This is a genomic window from Mesorhizobium oxytropidicola (genome assembly GCF_056174625.1).
On the sequence record NZ_CM149692.1, the window covers coordinates 4,346,480 to 4,364,632 of the forward strand.

The 18,153-nt window shown below is 62.2% G+C and carries 10 protein-coding genes and 4 pseudogenes; 8 read left to right on the top strand and 6 right to left on the bottom strand.

The window, feature by feature from the left end:
• Positions 1–29: 29 nt before the first annotated feature.
• The 6 genes and pseudogenes from bamA to lpxB all read left to right on the top strand — a co-directional run bounded on the left by bamA (position 30) and on the right by lpxB (position 6,896).
• Positions 30–2,405: an outer membrane protein assembly factor BamA gene (gene bamA, locus AC0V8S_RS21660; RefSeq protein ID WP_475433248.1), complete on the top strand. Its 2,376-nt coding sequence runs from the start codon at positions 30–32 to the stop codon at positions 2,403–2,405.
• Positions 2,406–2,481: 76 nt separating this feature from the next.
• Positions 2,482–3,537, top strand: coding sequence for a UDP-3-O-(3-hydroxymyristoyl)glucosamine N-acyltransferase (gene lpxD, locus AC0V8S_RS21665; protein ID WP_183459814.1), 1,056 nt, complete (start codon positions 2,482–2,484; stop codon positions 3,535–3,537).
• Positions 3,530–3,998, top strand: a pseudogene (gene fabZ, locus AC0V8S_RS21670) (3-hydroxyacyl-ACP dehydratase FabZ). Before lpxD ends, fabZ begins: the two are co-directional and overlap by 8 nt.
• A 13-nt stretch (positions 3,999–4,011) precedes the next feature.
• Positions 4,012–4,845, top strand: a complete 834-nt coding sequence (lpxA, locus tag AC0V8S_RS21675; RefSeq protein WP_183459812.1) for an acyl-ACP--UDP-N-acetylglucosamine O-acyltransferase — start codon at positions 4,012–4,014, stop codon at positions 4,843–4,845.
• Positions 4,817–5,731, top strand: coding sequence for an LpxI family protein (locus tag AC0V8S_RS21680; RefSeq protein ID WP_183459810.1), 915 nt, complete (start codon positions 4,817–4,819; stop codon positions 5,729–5,731). The genes lpxA and AC0V8S_RS21680 overlap by 29 nt, the downstream gene beginning before the upstream one ends.
• Positions 5,724–6,896, top strand: a complete 1,173-nt coding sequence (lpxB, locus tag AC0V8S_RS21685; protein ID WP_475433250.1) for a lipid-A-disaccharide synthase — start codon at positions 5,724–5,726, stop codon at positions 6,894–6,896. Before AC0V8S_RS21680 ends, lpxB begins: the two co-directional genes overlap by 8 nt.
• A gap of 31 nt (positions 6,897–6,927) precedes the next feature.
• On the opposite strand, the pseudogene gltA reads toward lpxB, so the two are convergent.
• Together gltA and gltX are read right to left on the bottom strand one after the other, a co-directional pair.
• Positions 6,928–8,255: pseudogene (gene gltA, locus AC0V8S_RS21690) on the bottom strand (citrate synthase).
• Positions 8,256–8,438: 183 nt separating this feature from the next.
• Entirely contained in the window at positions 8,439–9,863 is a 1,425-nt protein-coding gene (gene gltX / locus AC0V8S_RS21695; protein ID WP_475433251.1) for a glutamate--tRNA ligase, read from the bottom strand.
• 102 nt (positions 9,864–9,965) lie between these two features.
• Between gltX and AC0V8S_RS21700 the strand changes: the two are divergent.
• A pseudogene (locus tag AC0V8S_RS21700) lies at positions 9,966–12,423 on the top strand (ComEC/Rec2 family competence protein).
• Here the strand turns inward: AC0V8S_RS21700 and lexA are convergent.
• Both lexA and AC0V8S_RS21710 read right to left on the bottom strand, forming a co-directional pair.
• On the bottom strand, positions 12,417–13,154 hold the full coding sequence (gene lexA, locus AC0V8S_RS21705) for a transcriptional repressor LexA (RefSeq protein WP_475433253.1): 738 nt from the start codon (positions 13,152–13,154) through the stop codon (positions 12,417–12,419). The pseudogene AC0V8S_RS21700 and the gene lexA overlap by 7 nt on opposite strands.
• Before the next feature lie 381 nt (positions 13,155–13,535).
• Positions 13,536–14,270 (bottom strand): GntR family transcriptional regulator, encoded by a 735-nt coding sequence (locus AC0V8S_RS21710; protein WP_183459802.1) that lies wholly within the window; start codon positions 14,268–14,270, stop codon positions 13,536–13,538.
• Between the two features lie 166 nt (positions 14,271–14,436).
• Between AC0V8S_RS21710 and kynU the strand changes: the two genes are divergently transcribed.
• Complete coding sequence (gene kynU / locus AC0V8S_RS21715; RefSeq protein ID WP_475433256.1) at positions 14,437–15,684, top strand: kynureninase; 1,248 nt, start codon at positions 14,437–14,439, stop codon at positions 15,682–15,684.
• Positions 15,685–15,688: 4 nt separating this feature from the next.
• Here the strand turns inward: kynU and kynA are convergent, their stop codons facing one another.
• A complete protein-coding gene (gene kynA / locus AC0V8S_RS21720; protein WP_475433258.1) occupies positions 15,689–16,525 on the bottom strand; it encodes a tryptophan 2,3-dioxygenase in 837 nt (278 codons plus the stop codon).
• A pseudogene (locus AC0V8S_RS21725) lies at positions 16,522–18,148 on the bottom strand (AMP-binding protein). The gene kynA and the pseudogene AC0V8S_RS21725 overlap by 4 nt, the downstream one beginning before the upstream one ends.
• Between the last annotated feature and the right edge of the window lie 5 nt (positions 18,149–18,153).

Sequence of the window (18,153 nt, forward strand, 5' to 3'; positions counted from 1 at the left end):
GGGACTACGAGAAAAGGTTATTAAGCCCGATGAAGGCAGCATCCAAGTTTCTGAGCGCCGCGTCCGCGGCGGCACTGTCCGCCGCTCTGGTCGTGCCAGGTGCGCTCGCAGTGCAGTTCGTTGCCACATCGGCGGCCGAAGCCGCTGTCGTCAGCAGGGTGGAGGTGAGCGGTAACCAGCGCGTCGACGCCGACACCATCCGCAACTACATCACCATCAAGCCGGGCAGGGCCTTCTCCAGTTCCGATATCGACGCCGCGGTCAAGGCGCTGTTCGGCACCGGCCTGTTCTCGGATGTCCAGATCAACCAGGTTGGCTCGACGCTGGTGGTCAAGGTTGCCGAATACAAAGTCGTCAACCAGGTGCTGTTCCAGGGCAACAAGAAGATCAAGGACAATGCGTTGCAGATGGGGCTTCAACTGAAGCCGCGCGGCACGTTCTCGCAAGCGACCCTCGATTCCGACGTCGAAGCAATCAAGTCTGCCTACAGGCGTATCGGCCGCGACGATGCCGGCGTGACCGCGCAGGTCATGGACCTCGGTGACAACCGCGTGAACGTGGTTTTCAAGATTACCGAAGGCGACCGCACGCAGATCGCGGCAATCAATTTCGTCGGCAACAGCGCTTATTCGAGCCGTCGTCTGTCGGATGTGATCAACACCAAGCGCTCGTCCTGGATTTCGTTCGTTCTGCGTGATGACGTCTATGACGAGGACAAGCTGCGCGCCGACCAGGAGCTGCTGCGCCGGTTCTACTATAATCACGGCTATGCCGATTTCCAGGTCGTGTCGGCCGTCGGCGAACTCGACAATGCGACGAACAAGTACACGGTCACCATCACCGTCCAGGAAGGCGAGCGCTACAATTTCGGCGATATCAGCGTCGAAAGCACGATCCCGGAAATCGATTCGAAGTCGCTGGATTCGGTGGTCGAGACCCACAAGGGCGATGTCTACAACGCCAAGGACGTCGAAAACACGATCATCGCGCTGACCGAGAAAGTGGCCGGTTCTGGCTATGCCTTCGCGCAGGTGACGCCGCGCGGCGACCGCAACTTCGAGAATCATACGATTTCGGTGGTCTATACGGTCGACCAGGGTACCAAGGCCTATATCGAGCGCATCGAGATCCGCGGCAACGATCGCACGCGCGACTATGTCATCCGGCGCGAATTCGACGTCAGCGAAGGCGATGCGTTCAACCAGGTGCTGATCCAGCGCGCGAAGAAGCGTCTGGAAGACCTGAATTATTTTGACAAAGTCGATATCTCGACTGTACCAGGCTCGCAGCCGGACCAGGTCGTTCTGGTGGTCGATGTGGTTGAGAAGTCGACGGGTGAATTCTCTATTGGAGCCGGTTATTCGACCGGCGGCGACTCGGCAGGCCCGTCCGTCGAGGGCTCGATCACCGAGCGCAACTTCCTCGGCCGCGGCCAGTTCATCAAGCTGTCGGCCGGTGGCGGCAAGAATTCGCGCGACTACAGCATTTCGTTCACTGAGCCGTATTTCCTCGGTCGGCGCATCGCCGCCGGCTTCGACGTCTACAAGTCGACGAGGCAATACGACAACAACTACGATAGCGACACCGTTGGTGCGACGGTCCGCTTCGGACTGCCGATAACCAACAGCATCACGACCCAACTGGCGTACAATATCTCACAAGAGAAATATTCGGTGGATTCCAGTTGCGGTACGACCACCACGGCAGATCCCGATGGACCCAACTGCACGATTTCGCCGGCCATCTTGGATGGCATTGCCCAAAGTCCGTGGATCAAATCGTCGGTCAGCCTGGGGCTGGTCTACAACACGATCGACGACATGAAGAACCCGCATGAGGGTATCTATGCCAACACCACGGTCGAAGTGGCTGGTCTCGGCGGCGATGCAAAGTTCGTTAAGGTCACCGGACGCGGTAGCATCTACCAAACGTTGTCGGAACAGCTTGATCTGGTCGGGCTGATTTCGGGCGGTGCAGGTCACGTGGAAGCTTATAGCGGCGATGGCAGTCTCCGTATCTTCGATCAGTTCCAGAGCACTGACCGCATGATCCGCGGCTTTGCCTATGGTGGCATTGGCCCCGTGGATCCGACAACCGGTGACCATCTCGGTGGTACGACCTATTTCAATGCCTCGGCCGAAGCCCAGTTCCCGCTGCCGGTTATTCCGGAGAGCTTCGGTCTGCGTGGCGCTGTGTTTGCGGACGCTGCAACGCTATACGGCAGCAAGATCGACACGAGCGTCAACCAGAGTTCGCTTGACATGAAATTGCGCGCCTCGGTCGGTCTGGGCTTGATGTGGGCCTCGCCGTTCGGCCCGATCCGTATCGACTATGCGATCCCGGTCAGGAAGGAAGCGACCGACAAGGTACAGGAATTCAACTTCGGCATTTCGACCCGCTTCTGATCAGCGGCCGACGATGCTCCCGGATCTGTTGGGTCCGGGAGAAAATGTTCCGACTTAGCTGGATATAGCTTCTGGAATGACCGATCCGGTGTTCTTCGCGCCATCACGCCGGTATACGGCGGCCGAAGTCGCGAATCTGACCGGCTCGGTGCTTGTCGATTCCGGCCAATCCGACGTTTCGATCGATGCGCTGGCACCGGCCAACGAAGGCGGCGCCAATGCGCTCGTCTTCGTCGACGGCAGGCGCAATTCCGCGCTTATGCCGTCGCTGCGGGCGGCCGCGGTCCTGTGCCCGGCGGAATTCGCCAACAAGGCACCGGCCGACATCGCCGTTTTGATTCATCCGCGTCCGCAACAGGCATTCGCACTGGTTGGTCGGCTGCTGTTCCCCACAGCCGCTACGCCGGGACCAATGACGGGTGAAACCGGTGTTTCGCCGCATGCCCATGTCGATCCGACCGCGCGTGTCGAAGCCGGCGCTGTCATCGAGGCCGGCGTGGTCATCGGGCCCGGCGTCTCGATCGGCAGTGGCACCGTCATCGCGCCCAACGCGGTCATTGGACAGTCCTGCCAGATCGGCCGTGACGGCTATGTCGGCCCGGGCGCCAGTATCCAGTACGCGCTGATCGGCAATCGGGTCATCATCCATGGTGGCGCCAGGATCGGCCAGGACGGCTTCGGCTTTGTGGGCGGCGCCAAAGGGCCGGAACGCGTTCCCCAGATCGGACGGGTCGTCATCCAGGACGATGTCGAGATCGGGTCGAATTCCACCGTCGATCGCGGCGCCATGTCGGATACGATCATCGGTCAGGGCACCAAGATCGACAACCTCGTGCAGATCGCCCATAACGTCCGCATCGGTCGCAATTGCATAGTAGCCGGGCTTTCGGGTATTTCCGGTTCCGTGGTCGTCGGCGACAATGTCACCATGGGCGGCGGTGTCGGGCTTGCCGATCACTTGACCATAGGCTCAGGAGCAAAGCTTGCCGCCAGAAGTGGGTTTATGAGCAATGTTCCCGCCGGCGAGATCTGGGGCGGTTATCCGGCACAGCCGATGGCGGAAGCCATGCGAGAGATAGCCATGTTGCGCACGATGGCCAGGGCACGCAAGCAGGGCAAGGACAATGGCTGATATGGTGGCGGCGGCGACGCTGGAAGCGGTTGACATAATGGGGCTGATGAAGCTCCTGCCGCACCGCTATCCCTTCCTGATGATCGACCGCATCGTCGATATCGATGGTGACGATTCCGCCGTAGGCATCAAGAACGTCACCATCAATGAGCCGCATTTTCAGGGGCATTTCCCGGAGCAGCCGGTGATGCCGGGCGTGCTGATCGTCGAGGCCATGGCGCAGACGGCAGGCGCCATCTGCATCCGCAGCCTTGGGGCATCGAAGCCGTCGCTGGTCTATTTCCTGACCATCGACAACGCCAAATTCCGCAAGCCGGTCGTTCCCGGCGACCAGTTGAAGATTTTACGTCAAGAAAATCAAGAAGCGCGGCAACCTGCTCAAATTCGCCTGCGAAGCCCTGGTCGATGGCACCAAGGCGGCCGAGGCCGAGATTTCAGCCATGATGGTCACCGGCGACTGACGATCGAGTGCCTATGAAAATCAAGACTTCAATCCATCCTTCCTCCATCGTGGAAGAAGGCGCTCAAATCGGCCAGGGCGTGCGTATAGGGCCGTTCTGCCATATCAGCGCCGAGGCCGTGATCGGCGATGGTGTCGAACTGGTCAGCCATGTCTCGGTCATGGGTGCGACCACCATCGGCGCCTCGACCAAGGTCTATCCGATGGCGACACTGGGTGCGCCGCCGCAGAACACCAAGCACAAGGGCGGTCGCACGACGCTGGTCATCGGCGCCAACTGCACCATCCGCGAAGGTGTGACCATGCATGTCGGCACCGACACCAGCCGCGGCGAAACGACAGTGGGCGACAATGGCAATTTCCTTGCCTATGCCCACATCGCCCATGATTGCGTTGTCGGCAAGAACGCCACCTTCGCCAATGGCGCGACGCTGGGCGGACACTGCGAGATCGGCAACAACGTCTATATCGGCGGCCTCAGCGCCGTTCATCAATTCGTGCGTGTCGGCGACAACGCCTTTCTCGGCGGATGCTCGGCCTTTGTTGGCGATGTCATTCCCTATGCCATTGCCGTCGGCAACCGCGCCAGCTTGCGCGGCTTGAACATCATCGGCCTAAAGCGCGCCGGTCTGCCGCGTTCGGAAATCTATCTGTTGCGCAAAGCCTACAGGACGATTTTCGACCGCTCCCGCACCGTCGGCGAAAACATCGAATTCGCCAAGGCCGAGTTCGCCTCTTCGCCGACCGCCATGAAGATCATCGATTTCATCACCAGCCGCGGCAAGCGCCATTATGCGGTGCCGTCGCTCAAGGGCAGCGATGGCGACGATGCCGATGATGAAGACTGAGACGGCGGCTGCTGGTCTTGGTCTCCCGCCAGATGCCAGGGTAGGCATCATTGCCGGCGGAGGCAGTCTTCCGGTCGAAGTTGCGGCCGGCTCGGCCGGGCAGGGCTATCCACCCTTCATCGTCCTCATGGAAGGCGAGGCCGATCGTCTGCCGGAATTGCGCCAGTATGAGCATGAAACCCTTGCCCTGGAGGCGATCGGCTCGCTTGTTCCCTTGCTCAAACGACATCGGATTACCCATCTTGTGCTTGCCGGCGAGATCAAGCGCCGGCCAAGGCTGACGCATCTGCGCCCAAGCCTCAGCCTGCTGGCAGTGATACCGGTTGTCGTGATGGCACTGGCGCGCGGCGACGATGGGCTGTTGAAAGTGGTGGCGCGAGGCCTCGAGGCACGGGGGATAAAGGTCGTGGGTGCCCACGAAATCGTGCCGAACCTTGTCGCAGCCGAAGGGACCTTGACCAAGGTGGAGCCTCAGAAGTCCGACTGGCGCGACATTGAGGCGGGCTTTGCCGCGGCAAAGGCCATCGGCGCGCTGGATATCGGCCAAGCGGCGGTCGCGGTCGGCGGCCGGACCATCGCGCTCGAGGGTATCGAGGGCACGGCCGGATTGCTCGACCGCGCAAAACTCTTGCGAGGCCACGGCCGCATCGCCGGCAAGACGCGCGGTGTGCTGGTCAAATGCGCCAAGCCAGGTCAGGAACTGCGCGCTGATCTTCCGTCCATAGGACCACAGACGGTCGAAGCAGCGCATGCGGCCAGGCTCGCCGGCATTGCCGTCGAGGCAGGGCGCTCGCTGATCCTCGAAGGTCCCGCAACCCTGTCGCGCGCCAATGAGCTCGGCCTGTTCATCGTTGGCCTGGCCGCAGCGGAGCCGGCGCATGGCTGACAAGGCGGTGAAGATCGCGATCGTTGCAGGTGAAGAATCGGGCGATCTGCTTGGCGCCGATATTGTGCGTTCGCTTCGCCAGGCAACAGGCCGCCAGGTGCAACTCGTCGGCCTCGGCGGCCGCCATCTCGGGGAATTGGGCCTGGTGTCGCCCTTCGACGCCGGCGAGATCGCGCTGATGGGTTTCAGTGCCGTCCTGCGCGATCTGCCGCGCCTTTTCAGGCGGATCGGCCAACTGGCCAAAACCATCGCTGAGGAAAAGCCGGATTGCCTGGTCACCATCGACAGCCCCGACTTTTCCTTGCGCGTCGCCAGGAAGGTGCGCGCGGCCAATCCGTCGATACCGATCATCCACTACGTCTGCCCGAGCGTCTGGGCCTGGCGGCCGGGCAGGGCGGTGGCGATGAAGCCTTATGTCGACCATATCCTCTGCATCCTGCCGTTCGAGGTGAAGGAACTGGAACGGCTGGGCGGCCCGCCCGGCACCTATGTCGGGCATCGCCTGACGCATGATGCGGGTGTGCTCGCCGCCCAGAGGGCGCAGGCGTTGCCGCGCGATCTTGCCCAGGACCGCATCAAGACATTGCTCGTCCTGCCCGGCTCGCGGCGCGGCGAGGTGCGGCGGCTGGTCGACACGTTCGGTGAGACCATATCGATGCTGCGCGGACGCGGACATCGTCTGCGGCTGCTGCTGCCGACGGTTCCGCATGTCGCCGACCTTGTCAAAGCCTCGGTCAATCGTTGGGATGAAAAACCTGAAATCATCGTGGATACGCAACGCAAATGGCAGGCTTTCGGCAAGGCCGATGCCGCGCTCATCGCATCGGGAACCGTGTCGCTGGAACTGGCGTTGGCCGGTGTGCCGATGGTCTCGTGCTACAGACTCGATCCTATCGCCCGTGCCGTAGCACCCTATTTCGTTTCCGTCTGGTCGGCGCTGCTGCCCAATTTGATCGCGGATCGTGCGCTTATTCCGGAGTTCTACAACGAGTACGTCAAGGCGAACAATCTGGCTCGCCAACTGGAGGCATTGTTCGCCGACAGCGGCATGCGCGCCTGGCAGAAGGACGGCTTTGCCGAGATCGCCAGGCGCATGGCGACGGACAAGCCGTCGGGCGAGATCGCGGCGAGCGTTGTGCTTCGTCATGTAAAAAAGGCGCCCTGAGAGGCGCCTTTTTCGATTCAAGAAGCTTCGGTCAGCGCTTGGCGATCGGCACGTAGTCGCGCTCCGGCGCGCCGGTGTAGAGCTGGCGCGGGCGGCCGATCTTCTGGCGCGGATCCTCGATCATCTCCTTCCACTGTGCGATCCAGCCGACGGTGCGGGCGACCGCGAACAACACGGTGAACATAGTGGTGGGGAAGCCCAGCGCCTTCAGCGTGATGCCGGAGTAGAAGTCGACATTCGGGTAGAGCTTCTTCTCGATGAAGTAAGGATCGGTCAGCGCGATCTTTTCCAGTTCCATGGCGATGTCGAGCAGCGGATCGTCCTTGATGCCGAGTTCGCCCAGAACCTCGTGCGCCGTCTTCTGCATGATTTTCGCACGCGGATCGTAGTTCTTGTAGACGCGGTGGCCAAAGCCCATCAGCCGGAACGGGTCGTTCTTGTCCTTGGCGCGGGCGATGAATTCCGGGATATGATCGACATGGCCGATCTCGCCCAGCATGTTGAGCGCCGCTTCATTGGCGCCGCCATGCGCCGGCCCCCACAGGCAAGCGATGCCGGCGGCGATGCAGGCGAACGGGTTGGCCCCCGACGAGCCAGCGAGGCGAACCGTCGAGGTCGAGGCGTTCTGCTCATGATCGGCGTGCAGGATGAAGATGCGCTCCATGGCGCGCGCCAGCACCGGGTTGATCTTGTACTCCTCGCACGGCACGGCAAAGCACATATGCAGGAAGTTTGCCGCGAAGCCGAGATCGTTCTTCGGGTAAATGAAGGGCTGGCCGATATGGTACTTGTAGGCCATGGCCGCGATCGTCGGCATCTTGGCGATCAGCCGCATGGAAGCGACCATGCGCTGGTACGGGTCGGAGATGTCGGTGGAGTCGTGATAGAAGGCCGACAGCGCGCCGACCACGCCGCACATCACCGCCATCGGGTGCGCGTCGCGGCGGAAGCCGGTGAAGAAGCGCGACATCTGCTCGTGCACCATGGTGTGGCGCGTCACGCGGTAATCGAAATCGTCTTTCTGCGCTTTGGTCGGCAGTTCGCCGTAGAGCAGGAGGTAGCAGACTTCGAGGAAGTCGCCGTGTTCGGCCAACTGGTCGATCGGATAGCCGCGATGCAGGAGAATACCGGCGTCGCCGTCGATGAAGGTGATCTCGGACTCGCAGCTTGCCGTCGAGGTGAAGCCGGGTCGTAGGTGAAGGCGCCGGTCGTGCTGTAGAGCGAAGCGATGTCGATGACGTCGGGTCCGACGGAGCCGCTTCGCACCTTGAATTCATGAGTCTTGCCGGCGAATTGAAGCGTTGCGGTAGCCTCTTGGTTCGCGCCGCCCACATCCAGTTTTTTCGCAGCTTCGGTCATTGCAAACTCCTTGTTGTTTCCTCATGCCGGCAAAGGCAAATTCTGCAGAGCGACACGTCGAAATCACCGCAATGCGCGTATTCGCCACCGCATTTTAGGAGGTGCGTGCCAGATTGGGCCAAGACCTAATGTTGCACTGCGAAACGCGCCTTTCAATGCCAATCTTCTTGGGCCAGTTTGCTCCTAATCGATTTGATCCGCTATGCGCGCCAGGCTTTCCTCGCGCCCAAGCACGGCAAGCACGTCGAACACGCCTGGCGAGGTGCTTTTGCCGGTCAACGCGGCCCGCAGGGGCTGGGCCACGGCGCCAAGTTTGTGGCCACCGGCCAACGCAACCTCGCGGATCGCGGCTTCCGCCGCGGCAGCCGTCCAGTCGCCTGAAACCGAGTTCAAAGCTTCGTGAGCGCCACGCAGGATTTTGCGGGCATCGTCATTGAGCAGGAGTGCTGCCTTGTCGTCGACCGGCAGCGGCCGCGTGGCAAACAGGAAGGCCGCGCCATCGACGAGCTCGACCAGCGTCTTGGCGCGCTCCTTCAGGCCTGGAAGGGCTGCCAGCAGCTGTGCCTTGTTCTTGTCGTCGAGGCGCGTGGCCATCGCAGGACCACCCTCGAGATAGGGCAAGGTGGCGATGAAGATATCGAACAGCTCGGGGTCGGCCATGCGGCGCATATGCGCGCCGTTGATCGCTTCCAGCTTGGCGAAGTCGAAGCGGGCCGCGCCCTTGTTGACGTCGCCGATATCGAACCAGGAGATCATGTCCTTGATCGACATGATCTCGTCGTCGCCGTGGCTCCAGCCCAGACGCGCCAGGTAATTGAGCAGCGCCTCCGGCAAATAGCCCATGGCGCGATAGGCTTCGACACCGAGCGCGCCGTGGCGCTTCGACAGCTTGGCACCGTCGGCGCCATGGATCAGCGGGATGTGCGACATCGACGGCACGTCCCAGCCCATGGCGTTGTAGATCACCGTCTGGCGGGCTGCGTTGGTCAGATGGTCGTCACCGCGGATGATATGCGTGACGCCCATGTCATGGTCATCGACGACGACGGCATGCATGTAGGTCGGGTTGCCGTCCGAGCGCAAGATGATGAAGTCGTCGAGATCCTTGTTGGGGAAGCGTACCTCACCCTGGACGCGGTCGTGCACGACCGTCTCGCCCTCGGTCGGCGCCTTGATGCGGATGGCACCTTTGACGCCGGGAGGCGCCTCGGACGGATCGCGATCGCGCCACTGGCCGTTGTAGCGCGGCGGCAGGCCCTTGGCCCGCGCGGCCTCACGCATCGCCTCCAGCTCGGCCGGCGTCTCGTAGCTGTAATAGGCCTTGCCCAGACGCACGAGTTCCTCAGCCACCTCGCGATGGCGCGGCGCACGCTCGAACTGCGAGATGGCCTCGCCGTCCCAGGAAAGTCCAAGCCAGGTCAGCCCGTCCAGAATGGCCTGGGTAGCCGCCTCGTTGAAACGTTCGCGGTCGGTATCCTCGATGCGCAGCACCATCGTGCCGCCGGTGTGTTTGGCGTAGAGCCAGTTGAACAGCGCCGTGCGCGCGCCACCGATATGCAGATAGCCGGTGGGTGAGGGGGCAAAACGGGTGACGACCTTGTCGGACATGAAACTCTCGGAAACCATCTGAAGCGGGGTGCGGCTGCGCGGACTTTCGCGCGTCGCGCGTTCATGTAGCATAGGGCGTCAGGGGTGCAAGGGGCAGACCCGATGGCTGGACGAGGCCGGGGCTCGGATCGGGGCGAGGACGCTAGTGTTGGCGTCAGCGAGCGATCCCTGTTTGCGATCCCGCCGCCAGCCTCGCTGCCACCATCGCCTCTTGTGCCAGGCTCCGGCAGCCAGCTGCCGCAGGCGGATATCCCGGCGCCACTTCCGTCCACTGCCTCGGGCCGGATTGTGCGTGTCCGGCGGCAACTCGGCCAGGTTTCGTGGCCCCGCCTGCGCTACAGTGTGGCGACCGCAGCCGAGCTCGAGCTTGACCGGGGCATCGCCTTCCTGCTGGTGCCGGTTTGTCTGGCCACTGGTGCGATCGGCTATTATTCGCTGGCGGCGGAGCCTGATTTTGCAAAGCCTGTCGCGGTCGTCGTGCTGTTGGCGATCTGCGCGCTTGTTTCGCGTTCCTGGCCGAAAACCCATCTGGGCTTCACGGCGGCATTGTTGTGCGCGCTTGGCCTGCTTGCCGCCAAGGCCGAGACATGGCGGGCGGGTACCCAGATGCTGGGTTCGGAAATCTCGACGCAGGTGACCGGCCGCGTCGTTTCGCTCGACCGGATGGAGACCGGCCGCATCCGGCTGACCATCGACGTGACGTCGACCGCCCGGCCGACACTGCGCTATGCGCCGGAAAGGGTCCGGCTTTCGGCGCGCAATGTCCCTGCGGAAATGACCGCCGGCTCCCTGGTCACCGGCTATGCCAAACTGTTGCCGCCGACCGGCCCGGTGCGACCGGACAGCTACGATTTCTCCTTCGACAGCTACTTCGCCGGCATTGGCGGCAGCGGCTTCTTTCTCGGCAATCCGAAGCTTGTTGCAGCCGATGATGGTGAGATGCCGTTGTCGGCCCGGCTTTTCTCCCGGGGTAGAAAATGCCCGTGAAGCCATCGCCGACCATATCCGGGCCACTGTCGGTGGTGCTGAAGGTGAGATCGCGGCGGCGCTCATCGTTGGTGTCCGCGCGGGCATTCCCGACGAAATCAACGAAGCGATGCGGCGTACCGGTATCTATCACATCATCTCGATTTCCGGACTGCATATGGCGCTGGTCGGCGGCACCATCATGGGTCTGCTGCGCGGTGCCTTCGCGCTGTTTCCGGATTTTTCAGCACGTCGGCCGGTGAAGAAATACGCGGCCGCCGCGGCCCTGTTCTCGATCGCCGCCTATCTCGTGATTTCGGGTGTCGTCGTCGCCGCCGAACGCAGCTTCATAATGCTGGCGGTGATGCTGATTGCCGTGCTGTTTGATCGCGCGGCGCTGACGATGCGCAATCTGGCGATCTCGGCGATCGCCGTCATCGTGGTGTCGCCGCACGAAGTGGTCGGCCCGAGTTTCCAGATGTCGTTCGCCGCAACGGCCGCGCTGGTCGGTGCCTATGCCGGCTGGGCGGACCACCACGCGGGAAAGGTAAGACCGCCACCGCCAAAGCGATCCTTGCCCGGATTCCTGACGCGAAAATTCCTGCTGGCGACGGGCGGGTTGGCGATTACCTCCATCATAGCCGGCTGCGCCACGGCGCTGTTCGCCATCTGGCATTTCCAGCGTGTGTCGCCGCTCAGCCTGTTCGCCAATCTGGCCGTCATGCCGATCGTGTCAGTCGTGATGTTCCTGGCCGTTGCCAGTGCATTGCTAATGCCGTTTGGATTGGATGCGCCATCCCTCTACCTAATGGGCAAAGGCCTGACGGCGATGATCGCCATATCCGCGTGGATTTCGGAACGCTCCCCAATCGATGCGGTCGGGTTGATTTCGCAGCACTCGGTGCTGCTGGTGACCGTCGCCTTGGTCATCGCGACGATGGCGACGACCTGGTTGCGGCTCGCGGCAGTGCCATTCGCGCTTGCCGGCTTGTTGACGGTGTCGGATACGCGCACGCCGGACGTACTGATCTCGGAAGATGCGCGGCTGGTCGCGCTGCCGATCGGCGGCGGCGAACTCGCGGTCAGCCGGGCTCGCCCGAACGAATTCACCATCGACAATTGGAAACGCGCGCTGGTGTCCGAAACCATCGTCGTGCCGGAGATGTTCAGCAAGGCAGATGGGCAATTCGACATTGCCGATGCCGTCAACCTCCCGCCGGGAGCTCCGTTCTACTGCACGGATGGCGTCTGTCTTGCCCGGCACCCGTCCGGTGCGATCATCGCACATGTCGAAGACCGCAAGGACACCTGGAAGGCCTGCGGTTTCGCCGATTTGATCGTCGTCAATGATGCAACCGGCTATGATGCCTGCCACAATCCGCTGGTTCTTGTCGTCACCAAACGGCAACTTGCCCGCAAAGGTAGTGCCGCCGTCTTCTTCGACCGCCAATCGGCGACCGGTCCGCCAACCGTCAACTTCGCGGTGGACGGGCCGTATCGGCCCTGGCATGCACAGCGAAAATATTCACGCGAGGCGAGGGGGCTGCTGCCCTATCAAAAAGCCGAAAAACCGGCTGCCGTCCCTGCTCAGTAGCGCCGGATCAGCCCTACGAGCTTGCCTTGCACCTTGACCCTGTCCGGCCCGAAAATACGCGTCTCGTAGGCCGGGTTGGCGGCTTCAAGCGCGATCGAGGCGCCTTTGCGGCGGAACCGCTTCAATGTCGCTTCCTCGTCGTCGACCAGCGCCACGACGATCTCGCCCGGGCTCGCCGTATCGGCGTTGCGGATAATGACCGTGTCGCCATCGAAGATGCCGGCCTCGATCATCGAGTCGCCCTTGACCTCCAGCGCATAGTGCTCGCCGCCCATGATCATGTCCGGCGGCACCGAGATGGAATGAGTCTGATGCTGGATGGCATCGATCGGCACACCGGCGGCGATGCGGCCCATCACCGGAATCGACACGGCGGAAACCGCGTCGTCATCATTGCCGGCCGCGGGCAAGCGTGATGGCGCCGGCTTGATCTGGCGGCCAAGGCCGCCCTGACCGAGACTGCCCTGAATGACGCTTGGCGAGAATTTCTTTGCCGCGTTGAGGCCCGGCGCGATCGAATCCGGCAACCGCAGCACTTCCAGCGCTCGCGCCCGATTGGGCAGCCGGCGAATGAAGCCGCGTTCCTCCAGTGCCGTGATCAGGCGATGGATCCCTGACTTGGAGGCGAGATCGAGCGCTTCCTTCATCTCGTCGAAGGAAGGCGGAATGCCGCTTTCCTTCAGCCGTTCATGAATGAACATCAGCAGTTCATGTTGCTTGCGTGTCAGCATGGCGGCCCCCAAGGCATTGAACGAAGGGTGTGAACCAGAATCGAAAAACAAACCCAGAACAAACCCTATCTGTTCCAGTTGTGTTCTGCAACTGTTTAAAGTTTAGTGAATTCGTTAAGGCGTCTGAAATTATTTGGCCCGGCAACAGGCGGTGTTCGATGCCTGCCTGCCGCCGCGCGGTGCGCTTGCCGGCTTTGAAATTGTTTTGGTTAATGGCCTGTGGCCTATCCTGCTCCGAGGTCTGGCATCAGTAGCCGACAAAGCTCGATGAGAGATTTTTCTCCTTTCACCAATCCTTGGCCTGCCGTGAACGAAACGAAGCCAAAATGCCAACTTTGCCACGAAATTGCCATACCGGCTTCGGTCCGTGATCCCGTTGCGCTACCGCTTATTTATGCTGCCGTCGCCGGCATGGACATAGACATGCAGCGTATAGCCGATATGGGCGATCATCAGGGTTTTCGCGCGCTCGATATTACGATCCAGCGCCGCCTCCATGAGCGCGGTGTGATGTTCGATTGCGACCGCCTGGCGCAACGCCTCCACGGCCTCCTCGTAACCATGCTGCAGGCCGGCCGCCGCCCGCAGCGTTGGCGCCAAGCCGAGAAAACGGTGATGGCGACGCAATTGATCCGCGATCGTGGAATGAAAGGTCAGCAGCCAGGGGGATGCTGCCGCACTGAGCAGTGCCGCGTGGAAAGCCTCGTGCTTTTCATCCCATTCGTCGACCACTTCGTCGGATGGATCGTCGACAGCGGTCTTGCAACGCGACAGCCGGTAATGGGCGGCGACGACCGCGTTTTCCCAATCGTGGCCACCTTTCTCGATCGATTCCTGAAGCAGTGGCAGTTCGACGACACACCTGGCGCGCGACAGGTCTTCCAATTCGGTGCGCGAAACCGGAGCAACGGCAAAGCCGCGATTGCTGATGGAAGTCACCAGGCGCTCCGCCTCCAGTCGCGACAGCGCTTCGCGCAACGGCGTCCAGCCAATGCCATAACTGTTGCGCAACGCGCTGAGCTTGAGCGGCGCGCCGGGCCGCAGACGGGTCGCGAGGATATCGCGACGCACCAGCCTGTAGGCCGCTTCCGTCTTCGAGAGTCCTTCGTCCAACATCGTTGTCCCATCCTTAGGCTGTCACGTCACGATTATATATGAAAGCCTTCCATGGCGTAAATTATATATAATGTTTGACAGGGTTTGGCAGACTGCTCATGATTGCCCAGCCGATTTCACCTGACGTGTTCATCTGGGCGCGCCCATGCGCGAAGGACAATCGATCATGAATGCAACACTCGATCTCGCAGCAGTCGAAGCCATGGATGCGGCGGATCCGCTGCGTGCCATGCGCGACCGCTTCATTCTGCCGGAAGGTGTGATCTACCTCGACGGCAATTCGCTGGGTGCCGCGGCGCCCGCCGTCTTCAACGAGCTGCAGAAGGCGGCGACGCAGGAGTGGGCGCAGGACCTCATTCGTGCCTGGAACACCGCCGGCTGGTTCGATATGCCGGTTGCGCTCGGCGACCAGCTCGGACGGCTGATCGGCGCCGCTTCCGGCCAGACGGTGGTCTGCGATACGACCTCGATCAACATCTACAAGGTGCTGCATGCCGCACTCAACCTGCGGCCCGACCGTTCGATCATCGTCGCCGAAGGCGACAGCTTTCCAACCGATCTCTACATGGCCGAAGGCGTGGCCTCGACGCGGCCTGGCACCGTGCTGCGGCTCGAAGGCGTTGATGCGCCCACCATTGAGGAACTGATCGACGAGCGTGTCGCCGTCATCCTGGTCAACCACGTCAACTACAAATCCGGACAATTGCGCGACATGGCTGCGCTGACGAGCAAAGCCCATCAGGTCGGCGCGCTGATCGTCTGGGATCTCTGTCATACGGCCGGCGCGTTGCCAGTCGAACTCGACAGCTCCAATGCCGATTTCGCCATCGGCTGCACCTACAAATATCTCAATGGCGGTCCGGGTGCGCCCGCCTTCATCTATGCCGCGAAACGCCATCACGACGATGTCCACCAGCCGCTGAGCGGCTGGTGGGGCCATGCGCGGCCCTTCGCTTTTGAACAAAGCTATGCGGCCGGCAGCGGCATCCGCCGGTTCCTGTGCGGCACGCAGCCAGTGCTGTCGATGCGGGCGCTGAAAGGGGCTCTGGATATCTGGGACGATGTCGACATGGCGGCGGTGCGCAAGAAGAGCATCGCGCTCACCGACCTGTTCATCCAGCTTGTCGAAGCTAGGTGCGGCGCCTACGGCCTCGAACTCGAAGGTCCGCGCGACGGCAATGCGCGCGGCAGTCAGGTGTCGTTCCTCCACCCGCATGGCTATCAGGTGATGCGGGCCTTGATCGAGCGCGGCGTGATCGGCGATTTCCGCGCGCCGTCGACCATCCGCTTCGGCTTCACGCCGCTCTATGTCGGCTACAAGGATGTCTGGCAGGCCGTCGAGGTGCTGGAAGATATTTTGCGAACTGGCGCCTGGCAGGAAGCGCGTTTCGCGGTGAAGACGGCGGTAACTTGAGACGTCAGAGACGTGTGCGGACCGTCCACAGTTCCGGGAACAGCACGACCTCGAGCATCTTCTTCAGATAGGACGCGCCTGATGTGCCGCCGGTGCCGCGCTTCAGGCCGATGATGCGCTCGACCGTGGTGACATGGTTGAAGCGCCAGCGGCGGAAATAGTCCTCGAAATCGACCAGCTTCTCGGCCAGTTCGTAAAACATCCAGTAGCGCTGCGGATCGCGATAGACGGTCTGCCAGGCGACCAGGACTTCTTCATTCTCGCTGCGCGTCTCCCGCCAGTCCGTGCGTTTGGCATCAGCGCCGATGTCGAATCCATTGCGCGCCAGAAGCAGCAAGGCTTCGTCGTAGAGTGACGGTTCGGCCAGGATCGCCTCCAGCTTTCCGGTGAGGTCCGGCCGGTGCTTGTGCGGGCCGAGCATGGCGAGGTTGCGGTTGCCAGCCATGAATTCGATGGCGCGGTATTGCCAGGACTGGAAGCCGGAGGACTGGCCGAGCGCGTCGCGGAACTCGGTGTATTCGCTTGGCGTCATCGTGCGCAGCACGTCCCAGGCATTGTTGAGCTGCTCGAAAATGCGGGCGACGCGTGACAGCATCTTGAAGCTCGGCTCAAGCCGGTCGGCACGGATGGAGCGGATCGCGGCGCCGATCTCGTGCAGAGCGAGCTTCATCCAGAGTTCCGAGGTCTGGTGCTGGATGATGAACAGCATCTCGTCATGCGCCGACGATTGCGGCGTCTGTGCCTCCAGCACTTTTTCCAGGTGCAGATAGTCGCTGTAGGACATACGCTCCTTGAAGGACATCTGTGCGCCTTCCGACGCCGGATCGTAGGGCTCGCTCAATTGATTTTCTCCGTGCGCAGCCGGAACCGCTGGATCTTGCCGGTCTGGGTCTTGGGCAGGGCGGCGATGAATTTGACCGAGCGCGGATATTTGTAAGGCGCGATCGTTGCCTTGACGTGGTCCTGCAGGCGCTTGATGGTCAACGCGTCCGGCGAGACGCCTTGCACAAGCACGACATGCGCCTCGACGATCTGGCCGCGTTCGCCATCCTCGGCACCGATGACAGCGCATTCGGCGACATCGGGATGCGACAGCAGCGCTGCCTCGACCTCGGGGCCGGCAATGTTGTAGCCGGCGCTGACGATCATGTCGTCAGAACGCGCGGCGAAATGGAAGAAGCCGTCCTCGTCCTGTGTGAACGTGTCGCCGGTGAGGTTCCAGCCGTCGCGGACATACTCCTTCTGCCGGTCGTCAGCCATGTAGCGGCAGCCGGTCGGGCCGCGCACCGCCAGCCGTCCGGTCTCGCCGCGCGGCACCTCGCGCATTGCGTCGTCGACGATGCGCGCCTCGTAGCCGCCGACCGGCTTGCCGGTCGACGCCGGCTTCCTGTCGTCAAAGCGGTTGGAGATGAAGATGTGCAGCATTTCGGTGGCGCCGATGCCGTCGAGGATCGGCTTGCCGGTCTTCTCAGTCCATTCTTCGAAGACCGGAGCAGGCAATGTCTCGCCGGCCGAAACGGCGACGCGCAGTGACGACAGGTCGGCGCCTTCATCCATGGCTTTCAGCATCGCGCGGTAAGCGGTCGGCGCGGTGAAGGAAATGGTCGCTTTGTAGGTTTCGATGATGTGGATCATGTTGGGCGGCGTCGCCTGTTCCAGCAACGTTGCCGTCGGCACCGAAGCGCAGGGGAAAGATGGCGAGCCCGCCAAGGCCGAAGGTGAAGGCCAGCGGCGGCGAGCCGACGAAGATATCGTCCGGCGTCACCTGGAGGATCTCGCGGGCGTAGGCGTCGGCGATGATCAGAAGATCGCGGTGGAAATGCATGGTCGCCTTCGGCACGCCTGTCGTGCCCGAAGTGAAGCCGAGCAGGGCGACGTCGTCGCGGCCGGTGTTGACGGCGGTGAATGTGACCGGCTTGTCGAGCGCGATGCGGTCGAGCTCGGCGTCATGGTTGGCGGTGCCGTCGAAGCCGATCACCTGCTTCAGGAAGGCGCTGTCCTTGGCACAGGCGGTCATCTCGTCCATCAGCCTGGTGTCGCAGAGCGCGATGGTTATCTCCGCCTTGTCGACGATCTTGGTGAGTTCGCCGGCGCGCAGCATCGGCATGGTGTTGACGACGACGGCTCCGACCTTGGTGGCGGCCAGCCAGCAGGCGACCATTGCAGGGTTGTTGGCGGAGCGGATCAACACCCGGTTGCCCGGCTTGACGCCGTAATTCTCGACCAGCGCGTGGGCCAGCCTGTTCGTCCAGTCGGACAGTTCCTTGTAGGTGCGGCGGCGGCCATTGCCGATCAGGGCGGTGTGGTCGCCGAGGCCCTTCTCGACCAGCCTGTCGGTCAATTCGACGCCGGCGTTGAGATGCTCGGGATAGTCGAAACCGTCGAGCAGGAAATCCGGCCATTGATCCGGCGGCGGCAGATGATCGCGCGTGAACGTGTCGATATGCGCTGAAGGCCCAAGCATGTCGC

Bases quoted from the DNA above. Each gene is read 5' to 3' on its own strand.
- lpxB (WP_475433250.1), top strand. From the start codon at position 5,724: ATGGCTGACAAGGCGGTGAAGATCGCGATCGTTGCAGGTGAAGAATCG.
- AC0V8S_RS21680 (WP_183459810.1), top strand. From the start codon at position 4,817: ATGGCGACGATGCCGATGATGAAGACTGAGACGGCGGCTGCTGGTCTT.
- AC0V8S_RS21710 (WP_183459802.1), bottom strand. From the start codon at position 14,270: ATGTTGGACGAAGGACTCTCGAAGACGGAAGCGGCCTACAGGCTGGTG.
- bamA (WP_475433248.1), top strand. From the start codon at position 30: ATGAAGGCAGCATCCAAGTTTCTGAGCGCCGCGTCCGCGGCGGCACTG.
- lexA (WP_475433253.1), bottom strand. From the start codon at position 13,154: ATGCTGACACGCAAGCAACATGAACTGCTGATGTTCATTCATGAACGG.
- lpxD (WP_183459814.1), top strand. From the start codon at position 2,482: ATGACCGATCCGGTGTTCTTCGCGCCATCACGCCGGTATACGGCGGCC.
- lpxA (WP_183459812.1), top strand. From the start codon at position 4,012: ATGAAAATCAAGACTTCAATCCATCCTTCCTCCATCGTGGAAGAAGGC.
- gltX (WP_475433251.1), bottom strand. From the start codon at position 9,863: ATGTCCGACAAGGTCGTCACCCGTTTTGCCCCCTCACCCACCGGCTAT.
- kynU (WP_475433256.1), top strand. From the start codon at position 14,437: ATGAATGCAACACTCGATCTCGCAGCAGTCGAAGCCATGGATGCGGCG.